Annotated in this window: 26 protein-coding genes and 2 riboswitches; of the genes, 17 read left to right on the top strand and 9 right to left on the bottom strand. The window is 38.2% G+C overall.

Annotated elements, in window-relative coordinates; translation table 11 throughout:
* The first annotated feature begins 46 nt into the window (after positions 1–46).
* Together HNR27_RS13050 and HNR27_RS13045 are read left to right on the top strand one after the other, a co-directional pair.
* Positions 47–622 carry a uracil-DNA glycosylase gene (locus tag HNR27_RS13050; protein ID WP_429340056.1) on the top strand — a complete coding sequence of 192 codons (576 nt, stop codon included), beginning with the start codon at positions 47–49 and terminating at the stop codon, positions 620–622.
* Positions 623–732: 110 nt separating this feature from the next.
* The gene (locus tag HNR27_RS13045; protein WP_429340055.1) at positions 733–1,263 is read left to right on the top strand and encodes an HD domain-containing protein; all 531 of its coding nucleotides are present in this window, start codon (positions 733–735) and stop codon (positions 1,261–1,263) included.
* A 180-nt stretch (positions 1,264–1,443) separates the two neighbouring features.
* Here HNR27_RS13045 and HNR27_RS13040 read toward each other — a convergent pair whose 3' ends face one another.
* Positions 1,444–1,923 (bottom strand): acyl-CoA thioesterase, encoded by a 480-nt coding sequence (locus HNR27_RS13040; RefSeq protein WP_429340054.1) that lies wholly within the window; start codon positions 1,921–1,923, stop codon positions 1,444–1,446.
* 195 nt (positions 1,924–2,118) lie between these two features.
* Positions 2,119–2,296, bottom strand: a riboswitch (cobalamin riboswitch).
* 203 nt (positions 2,297–2,499) lie between these two features.
* On the opposite strand from HNR27_RS13040, the gene HNR27_RS13035 reads away from it, so the two are divergent.
* Positions 2,500–3,054 (top strand): NADPH-dependent FMN reductase, encoded by a 555-nt coding sequence (locus tag HNR27_RS13035; RefSeq protein ID WP_429340053.1) that lies wholly within the window; start codon positions 2,500–2,502, stop codon positions 3,052–3,054.
* A 71-nt stretch (positions 3,055–3,125) separates the two neighbouring features.
* On the opposite strand, the gene HNR27_RS13030 is transcribed toward HNR27_RS13035, so the two are convergent.
* Positions 3,126–4,127, bottom strand: coding sequence for a LysM peptidoglycan-binding domain-containing protein (locus HNR27_RS13030; protein ID WP_429340052.1), 1,002 nt, complete (start codon positions 4,125–4,127; stop codon positions 3,126–3,128).
* A 220-nt stretch (positions 4,128–4,347) separates the two neighbouring features.
* Here HNR27_RS13030 and HNR27_RS13025 point away from each other — a divergent pair, with 220 nt between their 5' ends.
* Complete coding sequence (locus tag HNR27_RS13025; protein ID WP_429340051.1) at positions 4,348–5,124, top strand: tyrosine-protein phosphatase; 777 nt, start codon at positions 4,348–4,350, stop codon at positions 5,122–5,124.
* 32 nt (positions 5,125–5,156) lie between these two features.
* On the opposite strand, the gene HNR27_RS13020 is transcribed toward HNR27_RS13025, so the two are convergent.
* Entirely contained in the window at positions 5,157–6,545 is a 1,389-nt protein-coding gene (locus tag HNR27_RS13020; RefSeq protein WP_429340050.1) for an APC family permease, read from the bottom strand.
* A gap of 192 nt (positions 6,546–6,737) precedes the next feature.
* Positions 6,738–6,844: riboswitch (TPP riboswitch) on the top strand.
* 128 nt (positions 6,845–6,972) lie between these two features.
* Here HNR27_RS13020 and tenA point away from each other — a divergent pair.
* The 7 genes from tenA to HNR27_RS12985 all read left to right on the top strand — a co-directional run bounded on the left by tenA (position 6,973) and on the right by HNR27_RS12985 (position 12,356).
* Positions 6,973–7,662 carry a thiaminase II gene (gene tenA, locus HNR27_RS13015; RefSeq protein WP_429340049.1) on the top strand — a complete coding sequence of 230 codons (690 nt, stop codon included), beginning with the start codon at positions 6,973–6,975 and terminating at the stop codon, positions 7,660–7,662.
* A gap of 55 nt (positions 7,663–7,717) precedes the next feature.
* The gene (gene thiD, locus HNR27_RS13010; protein ID WP_429340048.1) at positions 7,718–8,545 is read left to right on the top strand and encodes a bifunctional hydroxymethylpyrimidine kinase/phosphomethylpyrimidine kinase; all 828 of its coding nucleotides are present in this window, start codon (positions 7,718–7,720) and stop codon (positions 8,543–8,545) included.
* Positions 8,542–9,345: a hydroxyethylthiazole kinase gene (gene thiM, locus HNR27_RS13005; protein ID WP_429340047.1), complete on the top strand. Its 804-nt coding sequence runs from the start codon at positions 8,542–8,544 to the stop codon at positions 9,343–9,345. The genes thiD and thiM overlap by 4 nt, the downstream gene beginning before the upstream one ends.
* The gene (thiE, locus tag HNR27_RS13000) at positions 9,342–9,962 is read left to right on the top strand and encodes a thiamine phosphate synthase (RefSeq protein WP_429340046.1); all 621 of its coding nucleotides are present in this window, start codon (positions 9,342–9,344) and stop codon (positions 9,960–9,962) included. Before thiM ends, thiE begins: the two co-directional genes overlap by 4 nt.
* A 211-nt stretch (positions 9,963–10,173) precedes the next feature.
* Positions 10,174–11,028, top strand: a complete 855-nt coding sequence (locus HNR27_RS12995; protein ID WP_429340045.1) for a carbon-nitrogen hydrolase family protein — start codon at positions 10,174–10,176, stop codon at positions 11,026–11,028.
* Positions 11,029–11,045: 17 nt separating this feature from the next.
* Positions 11,046–11,729 carry a GNAT family N-acetyltransferase gene (locus tag HNR27_RS12990; RefSeq protein WP_429340044.1) on the top strand — a complete coding sequence of 228 codons (684 nt, stop codon included), beginning with the start codon at positions 11,046–11,048 and terminating at the stop codon, positions 11,727–11,729.
* Between the two features lie 12 nt (positions 11,730–11,741).
* Positions 11,742–12,356: a LysE/ArgO family amino acid transporter gene (locus HNR27_RS12985; RefSeq protein ID WP_429340043.1), complete on the top strand. Its 615-nt coding sequence runs from the start codon at positions 11,742–11,744 to the stop codon at positions 12,354–12,356.
* Positions 12,357–12,659: 303 nt separating this feature from the next.
* Here HNR27_RS12985 and HNR27_RS12980 read toward each other — a convergent pair whose 3' ends face one another.
* The 3 genes from HNR27_RS12980 to HNR27_RS12970 are packed head-to-tail and all read right to left on the bottom strand — an operon-like array spanning position 12,660 to position 14,970.
* The gene (locus HNR27_RS12980; protein ID WP_429340042.1) at positions 12,660–13,439 is read right to left on the bottom strand and encodes an ABC transporter permease; all 780 of its coding nucleotides are present in this window, start codon (positions 13,437–13,439) and stop codon (positions 12,660–12,662) included.
* The gene (locus tag HNR27_RS12975; protein WP_429340041.1) at positions 13,436–14,362 is read right to left on the bottom strand and encodes an ABC transporter ATP-binding protein; all 927 of its coding nucleotides are present in this window, start codon (positions 14,360–14,362) and stop codon (positions 13,436–13,438) included. Before HNR27_RS12975 ends, HNR27_RS12980 begins: the two co-directional genes overlap by 4 nt.
* Positions 14,363–14,364: 2 nt before the next feature.
* Positions 14,365–14,970, bottom strand: a complete 606-nt coding sequence (locus tag HNR27_RS12970; protein WP_429340040.1) for a TetR/AcrR family transcriptional regulator — start codon at positions 14,968–14,970, stop codon at positions 14,365–14,367.
* A gap of 426 nt (positions 14,971–15,396) precedes the next feature.
* On the opposite strand from HNR27_RS12970, the gene HNR27_RS12965 reads away from it, so the two are divergent.
* Complete coding sequence (locus HNR27_RS12965) at positions 15,397–15,828, top strand: GNAT family N-acetyltransferase (RefSeq protein ID WP_429340039.1); 432 nt, start codon at positions 15,397–15,399, stop codon at positions 15,826–15,828.
* A 25-nt stretch (positions 15,829–15,853) separates the two neighbouring features.
* The gene (locus HNR27_RS12960; RefSeq protein WP_429340038.1) at positions 15,854–16,234 is read left to right on the top strand and encodes a VOC family protein; all 381 of its coding nucleotides are present in this window, start codon (positions 15,854–15,856) and stop codon (positions 16,232–16,234) included.
* Positions 16,235–16,450: 216 nt separating this feature from the next.
* Here HNR27_RS12960 and qacH read toward each other — a convergent pair whose 3' ends face one another.
* Positions 16,451–16,828, bottom strand: a complete 378-nt coding sequence (gene qacH, locus HNR27_RS12955) for a quaternary ammonium compound efflux SMR transporter QacH (protein ID WP_429340037.1) — start codon at positions 16,826–16,828, stop codon at positions 16,451–16,453.
* A gap of 431 nt (positions 16,829–17,259) precedes the next feature.
* Here qacH and HNR27_RS12950 point away from each other — a divergent pair, with 431 nt between their 5' ends.
* Both HNR27_RS12950 and HNR27_RS12945 read left to right on the top strand, forming a co-directional pair.
* On the top strand, positions 17,260–17,967 hold the full coding sequence (locus HNR27_RS12950; protein ID WP_429340036.1) for a DNA alkylation repair protein: 708 nt from the start codon (positions 17,260–17,262) through the stop codon (positions 17,965–17,967).
* Positions 17,968–18,874: 907 nt separating this feature from the next.
* On the top strand, positions 18,875–19,591 hold the full coding sequence (locus tag HNR27_RS12945) for a CPBP family intramembrane glutamic endopeptidase (RefSeq protein WP_429340035.1): 717 nt from the start codon (positions 18,875–18,877) through the stop codon (positions 19,589–19,591).
* A gap of 255 nt (positions 19,592–19,846) precedes the next feature.
* Here the strand turns inward: HNR27_RS12945 and HNR27_RS12940 are convergent, their stop codons facing one another.
* The gene (locus HNR27_RS12940; RefSeq protein WP_429340034.1) at positions 19,847–20,563 is read right to left on the bottom strand and encodes a YebC/PmpR family DNA-binding transcriptional regulator; all 717 of its coding nucleotides are present in this window, start codon (positions 20,561–20,563) and stop codon (positions 19,847–19,849) included.
* A gap of 264 nt (positions 20,564–20,827) precedes the next feature.
* On the opposite strand from HNR27_RS12940, the gene HNR27_RS12935 reads away from it, so the two are divergent.
* The gene (locus HNR27_RS12935; RefSeq protein ID WP_212920106.1) at positions 20,828–22,723 is read left to right on the top strand and encodes a PrkA family serine protein kinase; all 1,896 of its coding nucleotides are present in this window, start codon (positions 20,828–20,830) and stop codon (positions 22,721–22,723) included.
* Positions 22,724–22,900: 177 nt separating this feature from the next.
* A complete protein-coding gene (gene yhbH, locus HNR27_RS12930) occupies positions 22,901–24,064 on the top strand; it encodes a sporulation protein YhbH (protein WP_429340033.1) in 1,164 nt (387 codons plus the stop codon).
* Positions 24,065–24,199: 135 nt separating this feature from the next.
* On the opposite strand, the gene ymzB is transcribed toward yhbH, so the two are convergent.
* Positions 24,200–24,556, bottom strand: coding sequence for a protein YmzB (ymzB, locus tag HNR27_RS12925; RefSeq protein WP_212920108.1), 357 nt, complete (start codon positions 24,554–24,556; stop codon positions 24,200–24,202).
* Positions 24,557–24,625: the final 69 nt, after the last annotated feature.

The following is a 24,625-nucleotide window of genomic DNA, read 5'->3' as shown; positions in this document are numbered from 1 at the left end:
AATTTGTTTCTAAGGGACAATCTAAACCTAAGGAGTGTGATAATTCATGAGTGAGTTTTGCCCAGAAGTTTGGCCAGAGGACCCTGTCCCGTCATGCCTAACCGAATGCCAAGAATGTGGCTTATATCGACAAGGGTCAAGAATGATTTGGGGTGAAGGCAACCCGAAAGCTCCAATAATGATTATTCTAGACAATCCAGGGGCACGTGAGGATCGAAAGGGTAATCCTATGGTATGTGGTACGCGACAAACCTTACAGCAAGCAACGCATGAAGCAGGATTAACCAAAAAACAACTCTATGTCACCTATATCTTAAAAAGGCAACCAGTTCGAGCCTATGATAAAGAGAAGACACGAGCTATTTGTATGCAGCATTTATTAGAGCAATTAGCTGAGCAAAATCCAAAGCTGATTGTTTGTCTTGGTAATGTTGCGGTTCAGGCCTTTTTCCGCAATTCGGAACTGGATGTAAAAGGTTTGAGAGGTAAGTGGCATCTAGTGGGCGAACACACTGTAACTGCTGCATATCATCCACTTGCCGCTAGACGTCGACCTAATTTATATCCATTACTTCGTGAAGATATGCAGTTTGTGGCAGCACGGATTAGGGAAATAAACTAGTACCGTGAAATTTTTATGATTACCTTTACTTTGGTTGGATTTTTTCAATTGCATTCTATCGCTTCAAATGGTAATATATCGATAATTTTATCAGTCAGGAGGGGACATCTATGAGAACAGTAACCTTAACCAATATTTACCTTCATCCGATAACGCAAAAATATGTAAGACGCTCTGGAATGGCACATGCAATTTCTGTTGCCTACCATGCATATGACTTAGCAATAAAATATGGTGTTAATCCTGATTTAGCAGCAAAGGCAGGTTTTCTACACGATATTGGTCATTATGAATGGTATAGTGAAGGAAAATGGGATTACCGACTTTATCGTGAGTATGATATCCATCCGATAAAAGGAGCGGAACGTGCACATAAGCTACTCGTACGTTTGGGAGAGGATAAGCATGTTGCCAAAGAAATCGCCCATGCTATTCTTTTTCACACGGATTCTGCACTCCCAACAGGAGAATTCCAATTCACCCCTCTTCAAAAAGTTGTACATCTAGCAGATGAATCTGACAAAGAACCTGGAAACAAGCATCATTATCGAAATATGGATAGGGAAAAAGAGCTTTATTTAATTGCAGAGCTAGATAAGAAAATAGACGCCGCTATTTCAAATGATGGAAAAAGTTCTTAAAAGGAGAACGGAAGGAATTTTAATAGAGGATGGGACATAACGAAACAATCATTTCGAAGGGTCGGATCATTTACTGTTTCGTGTAATGTGTTTTCCAAGCGTTTTTCGCACCGATCAAGTAGTGTTGAAGAACACTTGTGTCCCACCTCATAACCATCACTAAAAAATCATGCTGATAAATTATTTCATCTTTTCTGCACTTATTTGTAGACGCCTGTTTCTTCTAGTTGGAGCACTCAAAAATAGTCGCTTTTCCTCCTCGGTTTCCGGTATAACCCCACAGACAGGTGTAGGCTTTCCAGCTTGATCAACAGCGACCATCGTAAGAATTGCTGTTGTTGTAATCGTCTTTTCTCCTGATTGAATGTTTTGGCATTCTACTTTTACGAACACCTCCATGGAGGTTCTCCCCGTCGATATAACAACACCTTCTAGGTGCAGAATATCACCAACCCGAGCAGATGAAAGAAAGTTAACCGTATCAATTGAGGCAGTGACAACAACCTGATTACTATGTTTCATCGCTGTGATAGCAGCAATTTCATCAATATAAGCAAGTACGGTCCCACCGAAAATAGTACCTAAATGATTTGTATCCGGTGGCAGTACCAGCTTTGTTTGATTTGTTCTGGATACATTCGTCGATAACTTTTCTGTCATATTATTTCCTCTTTTCCTGTTTTGTCAATAGGCCTTCTAGTTAGAGGAGAGAGACGTGAAATGTAGATAGTATTCACAATACTAAAAAAACCCATCCGATAAGATGGGTTTACAAACAAGAGCAAAAATAGCAGTGGTTGAACTGCTACCAACATCATTACCCTCGTTATACCTCCCCAACTCCCGAAGAAGATATTACTATATGTACTATTGGCAGGTCTCCTGACTTATGCTATAACCTACTCTAATCCCTTCCCGTTCATAAACAGTGGTTTTGATTATTTCGTCAGCATTTACAGTTGCGGGTACAGTTCTGGTTTTTCACCAGATTCCCTATTAAGTCTATTATGACACCAATCTTACCGGTAAAACTATTTAACTTTTATCGTACATCACAACTATAATCAATACCTGTCATTTTGACAAATATATTAGGGCGTTATGTAACGTGAATACATAAAGCGTATAACGAAAGAGATACTATTAGCGTTAGTAGAGAAACTGATGTTTTGACTTATAATTTTGTTTTTTCTACAATTTAATTTGTATCAGAATACAAGAATAAGGATGATTGAGATGACAAAAGTTGGAGTTCTAGTAGGAAGCCTTCGAAAGGAATCATATTCTAAAAAGCTTGCTAAAAATGTAATGGGCTATTTCCCAGAAGGATTTGAAACAGAGTTAATAGAAATCGGTAATCTACCTTTTTATAATCAGGATTTTGATGATGAGAATAATGCACCAGAAGTGCTACACGAGTTCAGACAAAAAATTGGGGAATGTGATACATTTTTATTTGTAACACCTGAATATAATCGTTCGATTCCAGCTGTGTTAAAAAATGCATTAGATACAGCCTCTCGTCCAAAGACAGATAATAAATGGGGTGGAAAGCCTGCAGCAATCATAAGCCAATCCCCAGGAGGGATCGGTGGATTTGGAGCTAACCATCATTTGCGCCAAATGCTAACTTGTGTGAATGTACCAGTACTTCAGCAACCTGAAGCATATATTGGTAATGTAGCAACACTAATGAATGAGAGTGGAGCAATTACTAATGAAGGCACTGCTGAATTCTTACAAAAGTTTGTAGTGAAATTTGTAGACTTTATCAAGCGATTCGAGGATTAATGAAGAGGAAATGGCCAGTTCCTGTTTAAGGGATCTGGCCATTAATCCATGTAGGGCTGGTACATAAAATTTTATTGATTTCTATGAAATAAATCCCGTAGCTCTTCCATTTTCTTTTCCACTAAAGGATAGAAGTTATTCTTCGCATGAGTTGTTGAATTTCCTCCAAAAAAATTAGTACCAGGACAGGATTTAACCTCATTGTCCTTTGCGTTGTCGAGTACCCTTTCCTTTGTTTTGTAGTGCCACCAATGATGATAGGTGATTGTGTCAATAGATGGTTCTAAGGAAAATTTTAAGCTTAGCAGTGCCGTTACGAATATAATTGTATCTCTTTGTTCCTGTGTCATAACATCATGACCAAGATCAAAGTCTCCGACATGCTCGATAGCAATGCCATTTTCATTAGCCTTTGTCCCAATGGTTCCCTCAGGGGCAATATTAATCGGACGAGAAAGAGCAATTTTTCCGTCGGGGAAGGTAGTGATATTCTGGGCAATATTACTCCAACCCATTGTTTTCATATGATGCTGCTGCATACTGTTTAACATTTGAAAATAATTGTTACCATGAAAATGCTTGTAGGAAGGTCGCCACGTATGATGCTGTTGAATGAGATGGATTTCCCTTGTGAACTTCTGGTTGAGCAGCCAGTCCTGAAATTCCTCTCTAGTCATTACAATATGCTGTCCTTCCATGTTCAATGGCTTTGGCTTAATTGTTAGCATTTGCCCTGGACGTAATTGCTTAGAGGGAAGACGATTCACATGTTGGATGATCTCCTCGGTTGAGTGAAATTCTTTAGCTATTTGTTGTAAGGTTTCCCCAGGAGCAACTTCATGGATCACTGGTACGATTAGCTTCTGCCCCTCTAGTAGGGTGTTAGACTGGAGACCATTTGTGATTTTAAGTTCGTATGTGGAGGTACTAAATTGTTTAGCAATTTTAGGCAATGTATCACCACCCTTTACTTCATATAGGTTTGAGGTTGAACTAGCGTGAGAAGTGGATGGTAAATGTAAGAATAATACAATAAATAGAACTAAAAGTGAAACAATCAAATGTTTCTTCATACGTAATCTCCTTCTCCTTGAATTAGGCATTTATTTTAAATGAGCTTTTATTATAGTCTCGTTTGGATTTTGATTTTTATTCTTAGGAAGGATTCCAAGGGGAATAGCCAAACTCTCCTCACTATGATATGTTTGGAACATACGCTTCTAATGGGATTAAGATATAATTTTTATAATAGGAAGCAGTGAAGACTACAGAGATAAAATGGGGGAGAGGAAATTGGAACAGGCAATAAAGGATATTTTGCTGGAAGGTAGTTTTAATTTTCGAGATGTAGGTGGAATGATAACCGAGGATGGCCGTCATGTTAGAAAAGGTAAGCTTTTTCGTTCAGGAAATTTGAGCCTATTGACAGCAGCAGGCATCGAAGTCTTGCAGGGGTTGGAAATTAAACATATCTGTGACCTGCGTGATCAGGATGAAATAACGAACCATCCAGATCCAGAAATCACTGGGATTAAATGGATTCATATTCCACTGATGAATGATGAAGCTGCAGTAAGGCAAGCTGGAGATATTATAAAATTTGAGGATAAGCTAATTAATAGTAAACCCGGTGAAATGCTACTGAATATGAACCGTGCAATGGTGGGGAAAACGGCAGCGTTTGAAAAGATATTTAGGATTTTATTGGATGAACCTGATAAAGCCCTTTTATTCCACTGCATGGCGGGAAAGGATAGAACTGGAGCTGTTGCTGCACTACTTCTAAGTGCACTTGGTGTTTCACGTCAATTAATCGAGGAGGATTATTTATATACGAATAATGCTCTAGAAATTATGGAAAAAAGTTTTGAGAAAATCGGTTACGCTTTCCCAGAGCATATTGATCGTGATGTCGTCATAGCGATGTACGAAGCTCGTGTTGCATATATACGTGCATTTTTTGATGAGATAGAAGAGAAATATGGAAATGTGGAAAACTATTTAATAAATGGCGTAGGATTAGAAAAAGAAGAAATTCATCAGTTAAGAAATTCTTTATTAGAAAAGTAAGTTAAAAAGGGTGAGCGCCCATAAAGGTTTGCTCACCCTTTCTTATGCATCAAGCTATTTTTCCAGCCATATAAGCCATAAATTAACAAGCCTATTACAAACCAGATTCCTGATGCAATTAATGTATGTGCTGATAACTGTGTCATTAGGAATAGACATAACAAAAAGGATACGATTGGAATGACCGGAAAGAACGGAACACGAAATCCCCCAGCTGGAATATTAGGGTCCTTTCGTAAAAAGATCACACCAAGCGATATGATGGTAAATGCTAGCAATGTCCCCATGTTAGCCATTTCGGTTAGCTTGGCTAAAGGTACGATACCCGCACAAAAGGCAATCAAAAAGGAAAAGATCCAAGTACTAAAGACTGGTGAGTTCCCCTTCGCATTTAATTGACTCATGCGTTTTGGGAGTAGTCGGTCACGTCCTAAAGCGAAAAGTAGTCTTGTCCCTCCATAAAGAAACACAAGAATAACCGTCATCATTCCAGCTATAGCCCCGAGTGAAATAAATCCAGCAATCCAATTTTGATTGACTAGTCCCATAGCAAAACTAACTGGATCACTAACGTTTAATTTCGTATAGGATACCATTCCTGTTAATACTAGAGAAACGACAACATATAGACTAGTGCAAATAAACAATGAACCAATGATTCCAATAGGCATTGTCTTTTGGGGATTTTTCACCTCTTCTGCCGCTGAAGATACAGCATCAAATCCTAAGTACGCAAAGAATACAAGAGCTGCACCTGTAAACACGCCATCCCAACCAAATGGCAATAATGGTTGCCAATTATCATATTTAACATAAAATGCACCTACAACGATAAATAATACAATTACAGATAGTTTAATTAAGACCATTATCTTATTAAGACGATTCGATTCCTTTATACCAAAGGTTAATAGATAAGCTAATAGTAGTACGATAACTATCGCTGGAAGGTTAAGATATGTTCCCTCTGCTGGATTGAAGGGACCTGTTAGTGCATGGGGAATGGTAATATGCAATCCTTTTAATAAGGATACAAAATAAGCTGACCATCCAGTCGCAACAGAAGCGGCTGCAAGCCCGTACTCAAGTACTAGCGCCCATGCCACAATCCAAGCAACTAATTCACCAAACACGGTGTAGCTATACGTATAGGCACTACCTGTGACTGGTATGGAAGAAGCAAATTCGGAATAACACATTCCAGCAAAAGAGCAGACAATTGCTGCAATAATAAAAGAAAAAATAATACCAGGACCAGCATGTAATGCAGCAACAGTTCCCGGCAATATGAAAATACCGGTCCCAATAATTGCTCCTACTCCTAGCATGATGAGATCAAAAGGCCCTAACGTTCGACTAAGTCGGGTCCCTTTTTGCTGATGGATTAATTCATGGATGTCTTTCTTTCTCAATCGATTCACACTCTAACCTCTTTAATATTTTTATTTCTTAGTGTAATGCGTATCCTACGTTAATGCAATATGAAAAAAGTCATCTTTACCTATGCATGGGGTGGAAAGCTTCATAAGTAGAACATAAGGGTACTTTTTACTCATATTAGCAGTTACGGCTTGCAATTATGTTGAGACATGATAACCTAGTAGTGAAACTATCGTTTGCACTAGGGGAGTCTTCACGAAGACTGAGATTGAACCTCGGTTCTAGACCCTTTGAACCTGATCTAGTTAAAACTAGCGGAGGGAAGTAGGCGAATAATGATATATATTATTTCATTCTGCCACTTCCTTTATTAGGGGGTGGCTTTTCTATTCGATGGAGAAGGATCTTCGGGTGAGGAATACTAGGCAACGATTATTTCTAGCTATCAGCCTAAAGGAGGAATTGGGAATGAAAGTCATGACGACAACGAACTTTACAGACCGGTTGTATGCTAATGTTCAACCGATATGGGAAAAGAATCATAACCATCCATTTGTACAGGGAATTGGAAAAGGAACATTGGAACGAGACAAGTTCGTCCATTATTTAAAGCAAGACTATGTGTATTTAATCGATTATGCCAAGCTGTTTTCCGTAGGTGTTTTGAAAGCACAAGATCTAGAAACAATGGGCAGGTTTGCACAGGTATTACATGATACATTACATGTTGAAATGGAGCTTCATCGACAGTTTGCGGCTGAATTCGGTATCAGCAGTGAAGAGCTAGAAGCAACAAGACCAACACCAGTTAATATTGCATACACGAACTATATGTTGAATGTAGCACAAAATGGAAGTCTTGCTGAGGTGGTTGCTTGTCTGTTGCCATGCGCTTGGGATTACTGGGAGATTGGAAAATTATTAAGCAGGCAATATAGTGATCGGTTGTCACTCCATCCATATGCAAAGTGGATAGAGACATATGACTCAGATACATTTGCAGATGGGGCAAAATGGTTAATCGAGTTAATGGATGAGTTAGCGGCAGGGAAGCCTGAACGAGAGCTCGCTGTTTTAGAAAAACATTTTCAAATGACTTCTAAATATGAGTACTTATTTTGGGAGATGAACTACTACAAGCAAGACTGGCCAATTTAAATAGCTTGCTACTTAGATAGTTTAAACGACAGATTTTACAGGAGGGAAGCATTAGATGAATACAGCGCTAACCATAGCAGGATCGGATTCGGGTGGAGGTGCAGGCATCCAGGCAGACTTAAAAACATTTGCTGCTAATGGGGTGTTTGGCATGTCTGTCATAACAGCAGTAACAGCGCAAAACACAATGGAGGTTCGTTCCGTACAAGATATCCATTTATCGATTATTAAGGATCAAATCGATGCTGTTTTTGAGGATATTCCAGTGGATGCTGTGAAAATTGGAATGCTATCTTCAACAGCTACCGTAGCGATGATTACCGAAAATATGAAAAAATATAAACCATTCCATATCGTATTAGACCCAGTTATGGTATCAAAGGGAGGTAGTCATCTCCTGCAAAAAGAGGCTATTGAAGCATTAATCGAGAAATTGATTCCTTTAGCTTCTATAGTAACACCAAACATTCCAGAGGCAGAGGTTCTCACGGGACAGGTAATTGAGGGAGAAGAAGATATGATTGCAGCGAGTAAACAAATCGTTGGCCTTGGTGCAAAAGCGGTCCTCCTAAAAGGTGGGCATTTACAGGGGGAACCAAATGATTTGTTTTATGATGGTGAAACAACTCTGTGGATTAAAGGGAAGCGAATTGAAACGAAAAACACCCATGGCACTGGTTGTACCCTATCCTCTGCAATAGCTGCAAATCTAGCAAAGGGAATGAACCTCGAGGAGGCGATTCAAAGAGGCAAGCAATATATCACTACTGCCATTCAATACAGTCTCTCCCTCGGTAGTGGACATGGGCCAACAAACCATTTTTATGAACTCTATAAAAATGCTGGTTATCTTGATATGGAATCAGAGGTGTCGAATCGATGAACAAAACGAACATAATACCATTATTTGCAAAGGTGAGAGAGAAGCAACCATTGATTCACCATATAACAAATAATGTAACCATTAATGATTGTGCTAATGTAACGCTTGCTATTGGGGGTTCACCTGTTATGGCAACTGGAATCGAAGAGGTTGCGGATATGGCCCAACTAGCGGATGCATTAGTAATTAACTTTGGAACCATTGATAATACAATGTACCAGGCGATGATTCTAGCAGGTCAATCCGCTAATCGAAAAGGGATCCCGGTAATATTTGATCCTGTTGGTGTAGGTGCGACCCGCTTTCGAACCGAATTAGCGCGTGAATTTATTAAAAAGGTAAAAGTCACGATTGTACGTGGTAATGCTTCAGAAATATTCAGCTTAGTCGGTGGAGATGCACAGACTCGTGGAGTAGATGCTGGCGAGATATCTATTACGAAAGAAAGCTTAGTATTAAAAGCAGCCCAACAGCTTCATGCTGTTACTGTCATCAGTGGAAAAGAAGATGTAATATCTGATGGAAGTGATATCATTACGGTTGAAAATGGGGATATTCTGCTGAGTAGAGTAACAGGGACAGGCTGCATGACTGCATCCTTAATCGCCTGCTTTGCTGGAGCGATTGATAATCCGTTTTTTGCTGCAGTAGCAGGTATGTCCGTCATGAGTCTTGCTGGAGAGCTTGCCAGGGAACAATTGGTTGGCCATGAGGGTCTTGGTACATTCCGTGTAAAACTGATGGATGAAATAACGAATATGAGTGGAGAAAAATGGGAAGCGAGGGTGCGACTAACATGAAACGAGACTATACATTATATTTGGTAACCGAAGAATCCGTACCAGAAGACAGATTGCTGCAAATAGTCGAGGCTGCAATCAAGGGTGGAGTCACCATGGTTCAACTCAGGGAAAAAAGTACTTCTAGCAAGCTATTTTTTCAGAAGGCGGTTCGTTTAAGAGAATTAACAAGACGTTATGACGTTCCGCTCATCATCAATGATCGAGTAGATATCGCCTTAGCTGTGGAAGCGGATGGGGTTCATATCGGGCAAAGTGACCTGCCACTGGCAGCGGTGCGACGTCTTGTTCCTTCTTCTATGCTGGTCGGTGTGTCCGTATCGACCGTGGAACAAGCAAAGACTGCTCAGCATTATGGGGCAGATTATATCGGCGTAGGAGCAGTATTCCCTACACAATCAAAGAAAGATGCGAAGGTACTCCCACCAGGAATGCTTGAACAAATTATTGATTCTGTCACTATTCCGATTGTTGCAATTGGCGGTATTAAAACAGAAAACCTAGCAGCGCTAAGCCGACTAAATATTACGGGTGTCGCTGTAGTATCAGGGATTATGCAAGCAGATGATCCTTATCATGCTGCAAGGACATTTATGGAAGGAATGCGTAATCGATAATAATTTCAAAGGTGTATTATATTGGAGGTCTCTTCTAATCGGAGGAGACTTCTTTTTTTGCAATGAAAAAAGTATGTTTTAGCGGACAAATAATGGTTGTATTGTATGAAGTAATGAAATATAGTACAAATAGACAGTGAATCCCTTGATTTATCTTGCTCGAGGGTTTGCAGACAGCTTAGTAGAATGAATCAAAAAGGAGTCTTTAACAATGAAAATACGTGTATCAGCGGTTCAATACCACTTAGAGAAGATAAATAGCTTTGATGATTTTGCTTCCCAGGTTACTCACTATGTTCGTACTGCTTCAGAATATGATTCAGAATTTGTCCTCTTCCCGGAGTTTTTTACAACGCAGCTGCTATCAATCTCTGAAGGTACAACAAGCCGAGTAGACGATTTACCTTCCTTCACAGATCAATATATAGGTTTGTTCTCCGGACTTGCCAAAGAAACGGGCATGCATATTGTTGGAGGAACACATGTCGTAAGAAAAGGAGATAATTTATATAATACAGCATTTCTTTTCTATCCAGATGGACGGGTGGAGGAACAAGCGAAGCTTCATATGACACCTACGGAGAAACATGAATGGAATATTACACCTGGAGATTCCATTCGAGTTTTTGAAACGAATAAAGGAAAAATTGCTTTGCTAACTTGTTATGATATGGAGTTCCCAGAGATAGTGCGTAAGGTTCGTGGTATGGGAGCAGATGTTATCTTTGCCCCATCCTGTACAGATGATTTACATGGATTTCATCGTGTGCGTTATACGAGTCATGCAAGAACAATTGAAAACCAAGTGTATGTTGTCACTACTGGTACTGTAGGGGCATTACGGAATGTAGACTTTATGCGTGCTAATTATGGACAGGCAGCTATCATTACACCGAATGATATCCCATTTCCAAAAAATGGTGTCATGATGGAAGGCGAATTCAACCATGATATGCTAATCACTGCTGACTTAGATCTTTCACTCTTGCATGAAGTACGAGAAAAAGGATCGGTAACAACTTGGAATGATAGACGTCTAGACTTATATCCCGATCTTAGTAAATAAGAAGGGACTGTAGCCTGATGCTTTATCTAAAGCAGGTCTATTTAAAGAATGGGAAAGGATTTGTTCCGGTAGTCGTTAGAAATTATATACGGCAGGATTTCGAAGGGCTTATTCAAATTCAACGGGAGAGCTTTCCGCCACCATTTCCTTCTGATCTCTGGTGGAATATGGAACAGCTAGAGAACCATGTGACACTTTTCCCGGAAGGCGCGTTATGTGTAGAAGTGAATGGCGTACTTGCAGGATCGATGACGGGACTAATCGTTCACTTTGACAAGGAAGAATCCTCCCATACATGGCAAGAGATGACAGATGATGGCTATATTCGGAATCATAGTCCAGATGGCAATACACTTTATGTAGTGGATATCTGCATTCGTCCAGCCTATCGTAACCTGGCTCTGGGGAAGCTACTCATGCAATCGATGTATGAGGTAGTTGTTCAGCTAGGGCTAGAACGTTTAGTAGGAGGAGGACGAATGCCTGGCTTTCATAGACATGCAAATCGGTTGACTCCTCAGGAATATTTAGAGGAAGTGTTGCGTGGTCAATTACAGGATCCAGTTATTACGTTCTTATTGCATGCTGGTCGTACCCCGATTCGTATTCTTGAAAACTATCTAGAGGATGAGCAATCCTTGCATCATGCAGTCTTAATGGAATGGGTAAATCCATTTAAGACGAGATTGCTAGAAATATAGGAGGGAGGAACAATGGAACCTTTTATACATGGAGTCATTCTAGCATTTGGTTTAATCCTTCCCCTTGGGGTACAGAATGTGTTTGTTTTCAACCAGGGTGCCACACACTCAAGGTTCTTTCAAGCTCTCCCCGCCGTTATTACGGCAGCAATCTGTGATACCATGTTGATTGCCCTTGCAGTCGGCGGGGTTTCTGTTGTAGTCCTTAGTTTTGCAGGATTAAGACAGGTATTGTTTCTTGCCGGCTTTTTCTTTCTGCTCTATATGGGATGGGTTATGTGGAAAAGTAACCCTGTTAAGGAAAAGAACACCCAGCAATTTTCAACGAAACGCCAAATAACATTTGCTCTATCTGTATCTTTATTAAACCCACATGCAATCCTAGATACTATTGGTGTAATCGGAACAGGCTCACTCGTTTATGACGGGCTTGAGAAGCTGGTCTTTGCACTAGCATGTATTCTGATCTCCTGGCTATGGTTTATTGGACTTGCACTTACGGGAAGAATAGTTGGTCGATATGATCAAAATGGAATATTTTTAAAGCGATTAAATCAGTTGTCTGCTGTAATTATTTGGGTAATGGCGGTATATATTGGATATCAATTTTTGAATGGTATTAGCTAAAAGTAGTCCTTGTTATAATAAGTAATTTAGTTTTCGAGAAAGAGATAATAGTATAAATAGGAAGTGTTCAATCACTTAAGGTTTTGCACCTCCTAATACTGACTTGTTTTCAACCTCTGTAATGATACAGCGATAGTACTTATGCAAATGTACTTCATTAATACCAAGCCATTTATGATATGTCGTGAAACCGTTATTTTACCAGTATTTCTTTTTGGGTAATAAGATAATTTACAACTAACGGGTGTACAACGGTAATATTCGGTATCGATAAACTGATATGCTGTAAATAACTTAATTGTTTTAATGTTGATCTGCAAAAATCCACCAATATAAGGTACTAAAGATCCCTAACAAACTGGTAATAATAATGATGAATAAACTATTGAAACTTAGTACACCACCACCCTCTGTTAAACCACTAAATATTGCTGGGATAGCCCATGGAAAATAATCACCAAAGCCAGTAACAGCAACAATTTGGGATAGAACAACTGTAAGAATAACAAAGCCTAACGGAGCTAAATATCCGCCACCGTAACTTGCGATGAATGCGACAGGAGTAGATAAAGATATTGTTATAAAGGTGACGACTAGTAGTATAGAAAGACCATGTACGAAGATAGCTGAAGACCATAGTGGGAGGCCAATTATCCAGCCAATTATAATACCAAGGGTCACAACATAAGCACTAAGTAAGATATTTGTTATAAAAGATGCAATAAATTTTGCTATCACAATAACTGCTCGTGAATAAGGAAGTGCTAAGAGATCCTTTGCCGTGCGGTCAGCATATTCTCTTCCAAATATCCAGCTTGTGACAAATCCAAAGACGAGAATCCCACCTACTGCAATAATTTGTGCATGTAATCGTAAATACGATGTCCAATCTGCTTCTCCAGCAAATTGTGCTTTAGCTCTTAACAATCCTGAACTGTTAGCAAACTCCGGATTTTTTAATACAATCATAAAAAAACCAGCCATTAACGGAGCAATTGTAAAAACTACTGCTGTTATCCGAATGACTTTTGATTTTCGAACCTTGAGCCATTCAGCTTGTAATGCAGGAAAAAAATAGCTCATTTCAACATTTCTCCTTTCTCTCTGATAATTCTTAGAAAATAGGATTCCAAGTCCTCCTCTTCCACTATTAATTTAGTTGGAGGAAAGCCTTGGTAAACAAGTAAACGAGATATTTCTTCTGGATGTTTTATGGCTTTCTTGTTATAGGTCTTAATTAGACCGTCCTTATTTATCCATGAAGGATATCCAGCAGATGACAGTTTAGACGCAGCTGATTTGTTATCAAGAGAGTCAATTATTAGACGTTGGTTAAGCAGTTTGTTTAATTGGATTGACTCTATTTCTTGTAACAGCTGTCCCTCATGAATGATTCCTATTTTTGTAGCAACTTTAGCAACTTCACTAAGGAGATGACTTGAAATTAAGATGGTTACGCCCTGATTAAATGCTAAGTCCTGAAGTAATTCTCTTATTTCTACAATCCCCGCAGGATCCAGTCCATTTACAGGCTCATCTAAAATTAATATTTCTGGCTTATGTAGAATGGACTTAGCAATCCCTAAACGTTGAGCATACCCTAAGGAAAGATCTTTCGCTTTTTTTCGTGCGTATTGTGTTAAATTTAGAAGATTCATCACTCTTAAAACAGCATCGGGACTCGAAACCATTCTAAGGCGGCGATAAACCTCAAGATTCTCCTCCACCGTTAGTTCAGGATAGGAATAAGGCGTTTCAACCATGTATCCTACTTTTTCCCAGATATTATAATTTTTATGATTGACCTTTTTTCCATTTATATAGCTAGTTCCTTGAGTAGGTCGAATCATACCGAGTAACATTCTTATCGTTGTCGTTTTTCCCGCTCCATTTAAACCAATAAAACCATAAATTTCTCCTTTATTTATACTTAATGAAACATTTTTAACTGCTTCAAAACCTTTATAAATTTTGGTTAGCTTATTTGTTTGAATAACTTGAAGCATGTTCAATCCTCCTCAATGAGCCCATCAACAATAAGATCAATAAGCAGCTCGAGAGTGTCAGGATATACGGCTTCACCAATTTCCTTTTCATGAAGTGTGAGTACAAACAAGGATCGAAGTACACCAGCAATAATGGCAGGGTCTTCCTTCACTTGTATCCCTAAAGCCCTCCATTTTTCAATTAAAGCTAAAATGGCATCACTATCTTTGGCGAAATGTTTTTCTAGTAACTCTGGAGATAGTCTTTTAAGCATTTCCTCCATATTACTTCCAAAATACAATTCACGTATAAGTGGATTTGTTTCGATCGCATTAATAAAATTTCGAAGGATGCCTTTAATTATTTTCTTTGGCTGATCTTCGTTGCTAACCTTAAGATTAACAAATTGTTCCCTTATCTTTTCTTCTTCGATTTCTAGGATTGCGAAATATAATTCTTCTTTTGAACTAAAAAACTTATAAAAAGTCCCTTGAGCAATACCAACATTTTGAGTAATTTCATGAATGCTCGTTTTTTGAAACCCCATTTTGCTGAAAAGGATCCGTCCCTGCTCGATAAGAGAATTGGTAATGACTTGCTTTTCATGTTCATTAAATCCCCTAGACATTCAAACACCCCTTTATGTGAATATATGAATAAAAATATTTTATATTCACATAGATTATATGCCATTCTTGTAATTTTTCAAATAATAACAAATAATTAAATTTCGGGTAGCCACAAATTTGATTAATAGATTTCCCCACGAATTGGAACCTCCATTAGAAACGCAGACTATTTAGATTATATAGATAGTGAGAATGCAAGATTGAGCACAAATTACGTAGAAGAATGAATAAATGCCTTGTTAAACTGGGCGTGATGGGTAACCAAAGTAATTTTTGTAGGTGACATTGTTCTTTTAGAAAAAATATTTCTGGGAAAATACATTAGAAAGATAAGAAGCTGCTGGTGAAATTTAGTGAAAACCACTATCCTAGCAAATAATGTTATGGTATAATTAGAACACACGTTCTGATTAGGGGTGCTGATTATGCTAAGCTGTAGGAATAATGCTTTAGACATCAAGCTTGCAGTGCAGTCGAATACGAATGAAGTACTGGCATTTTTTGATGAGAACATAGACATGGATAGTGGTACGATCTACAATCGAGAATTTGTTTGTCCTGATGGAGTGAAAGCGGCTATTAGGAGAAACCAGATGTTAATCGCCATAAAAGATGATAATTTAGTAGGCGCTCTTCGATTTTATAAGAAAAAGACAGACAATAGTGTATCACTTTATCAATTTGCGATATGTAAAACCCATAGAAATCGAGGATTATTAAAGGACATGCTTTCCTATATAAATGCAGGTCCTGTGCGTGCTACATGTCCTAAGCATTCATCAATAAATCATTATTTTCGTAAAACAGGATGGACATTGTATGAAACAAAAGGAGAATTAAACTCATGGGAATTTTAAAATGGCAACTAAAGGGGGATATTTCATGACTTCAAGCAGCAAAGGAAAAATTAAATTCATACAAGCAGTATCGCTTTTCACCCCAAATTTGGACTTCTCTGTTGATTTTTATAAAAATACTTTCGGTGCGATTGAATTGTTTCGTTCTCAACAAACAAATGGCTCAAATATGGTAGGGCTATCATTTACTGATGGAAACACGGAGTTTGTTTTACATGATAGTGAAGAATGGAAGGAACCAGATATTGAGGTTTTAGTAGAAGATGTGAGAGACTTCTATAATACACATAAGGAAAATGAAAATATTCATTGGATTCAACCACCAATTGAAAAACCATATGGAGGACATCTTGCAGTTATGCGTACAATAGCAGATGATATTGTATTAATAATTGTTGGACCATAGAAGTGTTATGAAATACATATTTTATGTTTCTCGGGCGTGTTGGCTGAACACCTAAAAGAATTTACTATAAGGGGCGTTACCGAGTAGTTGTTATGCTCAAACTAAAATGAAATTTTCACAGGTTATTTTTTGAATAAATAGCAGGTTAGTGGTCTAAGGTTTGTTATAAAATGATAAAGAAAAAAATCCTTCCCTTTATGTAAGAAGAATTTTTTGTTATTCGATACTTTCATTAATTGTAATAGCCTTGTTTGCCTCCTGACTTGATTCTCCATGCCCTGGTCCAAATAAGTTTAATATGACCACTCCGACAATAATTAATATTATTCCGGCAATACTAGCCGCATTAATTTTCTCTTTCCAAATTAAAACGGAAATAATGGTAGTAGCAATAATCCCAATTCCCGACCATATCGCATATGCAGTATTTAATGGAATTGTTTTCAAGGATAATGATAAAAAGAAGAAACATCCAACAAATGCTATAATTACACCAATGGTAGGAAAAGGCTTTGAAAACCCTTCAGATGCTTTTAATAAAGAAGAACCAATAAGTTCCCCAACGATTGCAAGTGCTAAAAATAAATAAGGCATTATTATACTTCCTCCAGAATCATGATGATTCGTTCATTTTAAAGGTTTCACCTAAATAACGTCACTAACTAACTTTATAATATCCTTTAGGAAAATTGCAATCACTAACCATTAGTATGTACAGAATTCTACTTAAGGTGAGTCAAGTTGCTAAGAAAATAGTTGTTATCCGACGGTTGTGCTTTCTTTAATTGGTGGGGTATTATGTTGTTCACATGGTACTACTGATGGATCTATAGTTTTATAAAAGGAAGAAGCTTTATGAAATCTTGGGATTATTAGTAAACAATCATTGTCGATCAAAATGAAGAATTTATTATGGTGTAATGGTGTAGTATACTTCAATAAGATTCATGGTAAAATCGAGAAGTATAGAAGTTTTAAAGAGCCAATAAATAGCCAAATAGATTAGGTAAGGAAGTGCAAATATTATGGATTTCGAAACAGTGATGCAGGAGCTCGAAGCTCTCGGCAAGGAACGAACAAAAAAGATTTACATGTCTAATGGCGCCCACGAGCCGCTCTTTGGCGTGGCTACAGGTGCTATGAAGCCGATGGCAAAGAAAATTAAAATAAATCAACCATTAGCTGAAGAGCTTTATGCAACTGGTAATTACGACGCCATGTATTTTGCAGGCATTATAGCAGACCCCAAAGCCATGACAGTATCGGATTTTGATCGTTGGATGGATGATGCTTATTTTTATATGCTTTCTGATTATGTAGTGGCAGTAACCTTATCAGAGTCGGATATTGCACAAGAGGTCGCTGATCAATGGATTGCAAGCGGTGATGAACTTAGAATGTCAGCAGGCTGGAGCTGCTATTGCTGGCTGCTAGGAAATCGAAAAGACAATGCGTTTTCTGAAAGTAAGATCTCCAATATGCTTAATATGGTGAAAAATACGATTCATGATTCCCCAGAACGGACTAAATCCTCGATGAACAATTTTATATATACTGTAGGAATTTCCTATTTACCGGGTCATGAAAAGGCAGTAGAGACGGCAAAGGAAGTCGGTATAGTAGAAGTAAAACGGGAAAATAAAAAGAGCAGTTTCCTAAACGCCCTCGAGAATATCCAAAAAGAAATAGATAGAGGCAGGCTTGGTTTTAAACGGAAATATGTAAGATGTTAAAACGGATTATCGATAATAATTAAGTCCACTTGGTTGAAGTTAAGGGAGAAGCGCTGCTTCTCCCTATGAACTTTCACTGAATTCTAGTTTAAAGGGCTCTTCTAATAGACACTAAACCCGGATTTTGCAGAACTCAGTCTATTAGAACCCATCTAATAGACACTAAACCTGTATATAGCTGAGTTTAGTCTAATAGACCGCTTCTAATAGACACTAAACCCGGATATAGCTGATTTTAGTCTAATAGAGCACTTCTAATAGACACTAAACCTGGATATAGCTGATTTTAGTCTAATAGACCGCTTCTAATAGACACTAAACCCGGATATAGCTGATTTTAGTCTAATAGAGCACTTCTAATAGACACTAAACCTGGATATAGCTGATTTTAGTCTAATAGACCGCTTCTAATAGACACTAAACCTGGATATAGCTGATTTTAGTCTAATATACCGCTTCTAAAAGACACTAAACCCGGATTTTGCAGAACTCAGTCTATTAGAACCCATCTAATAGACACTAAACCTGTATATAGCTGACTTTAGTCTAATAGACACTTCTAATAGACAGCTCCACCTAGATATTGAAGAACTCGGTTTATTAGAACGCATCTAATAGACACCAAACCCAGATTCTGCTGAAACCAACACTAATAGACCACTTCTAATAAAAATCCTCCTCACCTATCATAATACCAGCCAATATTAATCGTTTAATCAAACCTTGCTATCTACAACAGTGCTATTCAGTTGAGAAAAATAATTATTTCAATAATTCTGATGAATCCAATGGAGGTTAATGTTAAGATTGGTGTAGGTATTAAAGTAAGAAGTGTAATTTATCATAAACCATAAATGATTATTAACATAAAAAAGGAACAGTGAGTTCATTAAAAGGGGGGACTGCCTTGTTTTGGTATCTATTGTTACTGACTGTAGCTATTTGTTTGCCGGGAATTTATTTTATGTTTCAAACAGAGAAGAAAATGCCAAACAACGATGAAATTTCCGATAAGGAGCGTTTGGTTGCTCATTTTGCAATTGTTGTTTTATTTGGCGCGATCGGGGCATTTGCAGTACCGAAAGTAGATATTATTCCTTTAGAATTTAATGTATATAGTATTTTAAAATATGGCCTAATCTTTGGAGTCATATGTTCGGTTGGAAATTTAGTGTTGTATTATTTTTACTTGCTGAAAAGTATTACAACGAAGGACTACCTAGAAATTGAAAAACATTATCATAATATTGGTATTTTAAGCCGTATTCTTTATGCTGGGTTTGTCGAAGAAATTATGTTTCGCTGGGGAATCATGAGTTTCATTTTATGGCTTTTACAATTTGCTTTTAAACCATTGACGATTACAGCAGTGGTTATCGCGATTGGAATTTCAAGCATACTTTTTTCTCTAGTACATTTACCTTCCATCAAGATGGTCTCCACTGAACCTAAGTCAGCTATGTATGTTTATACTATTTTGGGCAATATTTGGGTTGGAGTATTTGCTGGGTGGGCATTTTTGGAAGCAGGTATATTTGCTGCAATTATCGTGCATATTTTATTCCACCTACTATGGTATCCGATTCAAAAGATGGAACAAAAAAAGCACCAATTGGTTGCATAGCTTTTTTTAGCAGTTTTCGTGTGGTTTATTTATTGCGTCCCGATCCATTCTTTGTTGATTAAAATTACTTTCGTCGAAGATGCAGAAAGTAAGATATCAAAGAAGAACCGTAAAAATAATAAAACGCTTGGACAAAATTTAGCTCAGGTCCAAGCGTTTTTTATCTTATTTAAATAGTTACATTTTTTAATGAAATTATCGGTTGTTAATTATCATTATTCGCACAACTAAATGTCAGCAGGTGCATACATAGAATCAACTTAAATCAACATTATGATAAACTTGTTGAACGTCTTCTAAGTCCTCTAATACATCCACTAATTTTTCGAATTGTTCTCTTGCAGCATCATCTAGGGTAACCTCATTTTGAGGAAGCATTGTTAACTCAGCTACAGTGAACTCCGTGATACCGATGGATTGGAATGCTTCTTGAACAGCATGGTATTGATCAGGCTCTGCATAGACAATAACCGTGTCCTCTTCCTCTGTTACGTCACGAACATCAATATCTGCTTCCATTAAAAGCTCCAGCACTTCATCAGCAGTTTTACCTTCTACACCAAATACTGCAGTAGCATCAAACATATAAGCAACAGAACCACTGACACCCATATTTCCTCCGTTTTTACCGAAAGCAGCACGAACCTCTGAAGCAGTTCGATTAACATTGTTTGTTAATGTATCCACGATAAGCATTGAACCGTTTGGACCGAATCCTTCGTAACGAAGCTCATCATAACTTTCTTCTGCTCCACCCTTAGCCTTTTCAATAGCTTTTTCGATGATATGCTTAGGAACACTATAGGTTTTCGCACGTTCTAATACAACCTTCAAGGCTTGATTAGCCTCTGGATCAGGCTCCCCTTGCTTAGCAGCTACATAAATTTCACGACCGAACTTAGCATAAATACGGCTTGTATTTTTGTCCTTCTCTGCCTTCTTATCCTTGATGTTATTCCACTTACGTCCCATTACGAACATCTCACTTTCTATCTGAATCTGTTATAAATTTTAATACAGAGATAATACATAATACAATAAAAAACCTTTACTATTATACAATATCCTGACAAGAATTTCTTGGGGAATTTTTGGATAGCTTGGTTGTGGTGTGTGGTTGGTGCTGTGAATTACATCTTATGAAGCTGCCATCACTCCCTACAAAGTTCTCGGCATCACGACACTACCTCACGCATAAGCTATATAAACCGCGTCCAAGATGGAGGGAAAACAAACATGGATATTCTTAACAAGGTGAAGAGCTATCGAGAGGAAGAAAATCGTCTGAAGTGGGAGGGTACATTCGCGGAGTACCTGGAAATTGTCAAGGAGAGGCCAGAGGTTGCCCAGACAGCGCATTCGCGCGTGTACAATATGATAAAAGCAGCTGGAGTTGAAGAACGAAATGGTCAGAAGATGTACCATTTCTTCGGTGAGGAAATATTTGGTTTAGAGGAGGCAATTGAGAGACTTGTTGAAGAGTACTTTCATCCTGCAGCAAAGCGACTTGATGTGCGAAAGCGAATCTTATTATTAATGGGACCGGTTAGTGGTGGGAAATCAACAATTGTGACGATGTTGAAAAGAGGATTAGAAAAGTATTCCCGTACGGATGAAGGTGCAATTTATGCGATTAAGGGCTGTCCAATGCAAGAGGATCCTTTACACCTTATTCCCAATCATTTACGGGAGGACTTTTATAAGGAATATGGAATACGAATCGAAGGAAGTCTTTCGCCATTAAATACGATGAGGCTGGAAAAGGAATATGGTGGGCGAGTGGAAGATGTGATGGTGGAACGAATCTTCTTCTCTGAGGATAAGCGTGTCGGGATTGGAACCTTTAGCCCATCGGATCCGAAGTCACAGGATATAGCAGATTTAACAGGGAGTATCGACTTCTCAACCATTGCTGAATACGGCTCTGAATCAGACCCGAGGGCATATCGATTTGATGGGGAATTAAATAAAGCGAATAGAGGGATGATGGAATTTCAGGAAATGCTGAAGTGTGATGAGAAATTCCTTTGGCATCTACTTTCACTTACCCAAGAAGGGAATTTTAAAGCAGGGAGGTTTGCACTCATCTCTGCCGATGAATTAATTGTTGCGCACACGAACGAATCAGAATATCGCTCCTTTATTTCCAATAAGAAAAATGAAGCACTTCATTCCCGAATTATCGTTATGCCAATCCCTTACAACCTACGCGTTAGTGAGGAAGAGCGAATCTATGAAAAGATGATTAAGCAAAGTGATATGGCCCATGTCCATATTGCTCCACATGCTTTACGAGTGGCTGCCATTTTCTCTGTGTTAACCAGATTAAAAGAATCAAAGAAACAGGGTGTAGATCTGTTAAAAAAGCTGCGCTTGTATGATGGGGAAAGTGTAGAAGGCTATAATCAAGTAGATGTTGATGAATTAAGGAAGGAGTTTCCGACCGAGGGGATGGAGGGGATTGATCCGCGTTATGTGATTAACCGAATTTCCTCAGCGATTATTCGGAAGGAAGTACCTTCCATCAATGCATTAGATGTATTGCGATCGATAAAGGAAGGACTTGATCAGCATGCTTCGATATCAACGGAAGATAAAGAAACCTATATGAACTATATTGCAATTGCAAGGCGAGAATATGATGAGATTGCTAAGAAAGAAGTTCAGAAGGCCTTTGTCTATTCCTATGAAGAATCTGCAAAATCCTTAATGGATAATTATTTAGATAATGTAGAAGCATACTGTAACAAAAATAAGCTAAGAGATCCGTTAACCGGTGAAGAAATGAATCCAGATGAGAAGCTGATGCGTTCCATTGAAGAACAAATTGGTATTTCCGAGAATGCGAAGAAATCATTCCGGGAAGAAATCCTCATTCGTATCTCGGCTTACGCTAGAAAGGGAAAACGATTTGACTATAACTCCCATGAACGACTAAGGGAAGCCATTCAGAAAAAGCTATTTGCTGATTTAAAGGATGTTGTGAAAATTACCACGTCCTCGAAGACACCGGATGAATCACAGCTGAAGAAGATAAATGAGGTTATTGCTAGATTGATAGATGAGTATGGTTATAATTCTGTTTCAGCAAATGAGCTGCTACGTTACGTTGGAAGCTTGTTAAATCGATAATTATACACTAAAAGGTAACAAGAACCTGTAAAAAGGCTAGTCTTGTTACCTTTTTGTTAACCAAAAACCGTTTCGTAATGCAATAATATGCGCCTAGCTGCATATGATAGAGAAAAGTATAGTAGTCCTCACAAAAGGATTGCACTACTTTTAACGAAAAGAATAGGAGGGGAAGGTATGCAGGAAGGTAAACACAGCTTTGTTGTCTCCGAGGAAAACTGGTCCCTCCATCGCAAAGGCTTTCAAGATCAACAACGCCACATGGATAAAGTAAAGGAAGCCATCAAAAATAATTTACCAGATTTAGTAAGTGAAGAAAGTATCGTTATGTCGAATGGACGGGATATCGTTAAAATACCAATCCGTTCGTTAGACGAATATAAAATTCGTTACAATTACAACAAGTCAAAGCATGTAGGGCAAGGGAATGGAGATAGTAAAGTAGGAGATGTCATTGGCAAGGATCCGAATGCAAAGGGACAGCAAGGCCTCGGCGGTGGAAAGCAGGCAGGTGATAAACCTGGAGAAGACTATTATGAGGCAGAGGTATCATTAGAAGAGCTAGAGGAAGCCCTATTTAAAGAATTAGAATTACCTAATTTACAAGAAAAGGACCAAGCAGAGATTGTTACTGAAAAAATAGAATTCAATGATGTGCGAAAGAAGGGGCTAATGGGTAATATTGATAAAAAACGCACTATTTTAACAGCACTAAAGCGAAATGCAAGAGATGGGCGCCCTGGAATAATTCCAATCTATAATGATGATTTACGATTTAAAACATGGAATGAAGTTGTGAAGCCTGAATCACAGGCCGTTGTCTTAGCGATGATGGATACTAGTGCCTCGATGGGTACATTCGAAAAGTATATGGCGAGAAGCTTTTTCTTCTGGATGACTCGCTTTCTAAAAACGAAATATGAGCATGTAGATATTGCTTTTATTGCTCATCACACGGAAGCGAAGGAAGTGACAGAGGAAGAGTTTTTTACAAAGGGTGAAAGCGGAGGAACAATTTGTTCATCAGCATATGAGAAGGCGATAGAGCTAATTGAAGACAGATACCAGCCATCCCGCTATAATATTTATCCTTTTCATTTTTCAGATGGGGAGAACATTACCTCGGATAACCCGAAATGTATCCGGCTGGTCAATGAAATAATGGATGTGTCTAATATGTTCGGCTATGCTGAGGTGAATATTTACAATCGTCATTCGACACTAATGCGCGCATATAATACGATTGAGAATCCTAAGTTCCGTCACTATATTTTAAAGGAAAAGCGAGATGTATATCATGCGATGAAAAATTTCTTTCAACGTGAGGCAGTTGGTGTTTGAGGAAATTCGACTCCCCCTTATTCAATGCTAGGGGGAGCTTTTTATTTGTAAATAGGTAAGGATAAACGACTTTCGTTTCTGCATAAGAAGAACGAAGCCATTCGCAAAAAGGCAAGCGAATACAAGTTACGATAATTAACTATAAACCTGTTCAATCTTATAAACACCACGCTCTGTCGTTATAAAGAATTTTTCCCCATCATATTCATATAGGGTATTATTCTCAAGGGGGATTTCATAAACCGATGCTGGAAGCGGCTGATTACTCATAGAAGCTAGTGTCTCAATCCGCCCATCCCCTTTTAATAATAGATTATACCTCGGTACATAATCGTCAATTCTTCTCGTGTTTAGGTCATAGGAAATATCCTGTAAATGCATTACTATTTTATCAACATCATCCATTTCGTGCTTGGTAATTTTAATTTGTTGGCCATTCCACTGTTGAAGCTGTCTGTTAAATTCCTCAACCGATAAAAATTGGTGTTCCATGCCATCCCTCCTGCCCTTAAATTTTCCAAAAAGTATAGGAAATATGCGGAGATAAACCAATCTATTGAC

Source organism: Ornithinibacillus bavariensis, assembly GCF_050433565.1.
Lineage (GTDB): Bacteria > Bacillota > Bacilli > Bacillales > Amphibacillaceae > Ornithinibacillus > Ornithinibacillus bavariensis.
The sequence above is the reverse complement of the archived record's forward strand: the minus strand, read 5'-3'. Positions and strand labels throughout refer to the sequence as shown.

What these genes read in the sequence shown, in the direction of transcription:
- HNR27_RS13050 (WP_429340056.1), top strand. Translation starts at nt 47, where the DNA reads ATGAGTGAGTTTTGCCCAGAAGTTTGGCCAGAGGACCCTGTCCCGTCA.
- HNR27_RS13045 (WP_429340055.1), top strand. Translation starts at nt 733, where the DNA reads ATGAGAACAGTAACCTTAACCAATATTTACCTTCATCCGATAACGCAA.
- HNR27_RS13040 (WP_429340054.1), bottom strand. Translation starts at nt 1,923, where the DNA reads ATGACAGAAAAGTTATCGACGAATGTATCCAGAACAAATCAAACAAAG.
- HNR27_RS13035 (WP_429340053.1), top strand. Translation starts at nt 2,500, where the DNA reads ATGACAAAAGTTGGAGTTCTAGTAGGAAGCCTTCGAAAGGAATCATAT.
- HNR27_RS13030 (WP_429340052.1), bottom strand. Translation starts at nt 4,127, where the DNA reads ATGAAGAAACATTTGATTGTTTCACTTTTAGTTCTATTTATTGTATTA.
- tenA (WP_429340049.1), top strand. Translation starts at nt 6,973, where the DNA reads ATGAAAGTCATGACGACAACGAACTTTACAGACCGGTTGTATGCTAAT.
- thiD (WP_429340048.1), top strand. Translation starts at nt 7,718, where the DNA reads ATGAATACAGCGCTAACCATAGCAGGATCGGATTCGGGTGGAGGTGCA.
- thiM (WP_429340047.1), top strand. Translation starts at nt 8,542, where the DNA reads ATGAACAAAACGAACATAATACCATTATTTGCAAAGGTGAGAGAGAAG.
- thiE (WP_429340046.1), top strand. Translation starts at nt 9,342, where the DNA reads ATGAAACGAGACTATACATTATATTTGGTAACCGAAGAATCCGTACCA.
- HNR27_RS12995 (WP_429340045.1), top strand. Translation starts at nt 10,174, where the DNA reads ATGAAAATACGTGTATCAGCGGTTCAATACCACTTAGAGAAGATAAAT.
- HNR27_RS12990 (WP_429340044.1), top strand. Translation starts at nt 11,046, where the DNA reads ATGCTTTATCTAAAGCAGGTCTATTTAAAGAATGGGAAAGGATTTGTT.
- HNR27_RS12985 (WP_429340043.1), top strand. Translation starts at nt 11,742, where the DNA reads ATGGAACCTTTTATACATGGAGTCATTCTAGCATTTGGTTTAATCCTT.
- HNR27_RS12980 (WP_429340042.1), bottom strand. Translation starts at nt 13,439, where the DNA reads ATGAGCTATTTTTTTCCTGCATTACAAGCTGAATGGCTCAAGGTTCGA.
- HNR27_RS12975 (WP_429340041.1), bottom strand. Translation starts at nt 14,362, where the DNA reads ATGCTTCAAGTTATTCAAACAAATAAGCTAACCAAAATTTATAAAGGT.
- HNR27_RS12970 (WP_429340040.1), bottom strand. Translation starts at nt 14,970, where the DNA reads ATGTCTAGGGGATTTAATGAACATGAAAAGCAAGTCATTACCAATTCT.
- HNR27_RS12965 (WP_429340039.1), top strand. Translation starts at nt 15,397, where the DNA reads ATGCTAAGCTGTAGGAATAATGCTTTAGACATCAAGCTTGCAGTGCAG.
- HNR27_RS12960 (WP_429340038.1), top strand. Translation starts at nt 15,854, where the DNA reads ATGACTTCAAGCAGCAAAGGAAAAATTAAATTCATACAAGCAGTATCG.
- qacH (WP_429340037.1), bottom strand. Translation starts at nt 16,828, where the DNA reads ATGCCTTATTTATTTTTAGCACTTGCAATCGTTGGGGAACTTATTGGT.
- HNR27_RS12950 (WP_429340036.1), top strand. Translation starts at nt 17,260, where the DNA reads ATGGATTTCGAAACAGTGATGCAGGAGCTCGAAGCTCTCGGCAAGGAA.
- HNR27_RS12940 (WP_429340034.1), bottom strand. Translation starts at nt 20,563, where the DNA reads ATGGGACGTAAGTGGAATAACATCAAGGATAAGAAGGCAGAGAAGGAC.
- HNR27_RS12935 (WP_212920106.1), top strand. Translation starts at nt 20,828, where the DNA reads ATGGATATTCTTAACAAGGTGAAGAGCTATCGAGAGGAAGAAAATCGT.
- yhbH (WP_429340033.1), top strand. Translation starts at nt 22,901, where the DNA reads ATGCAGGAAGGTAAACACAGCTTTGTTGTCTCCGAGGAAAACTGGTCC.
- ymzB (WP_212920108.1), bottom strand. Translation starts at nt 24,556, where the DNA reads ATGGAACACCAATTTTTATCGGTTGAGGAATTTAACAGACAGCTTCAA.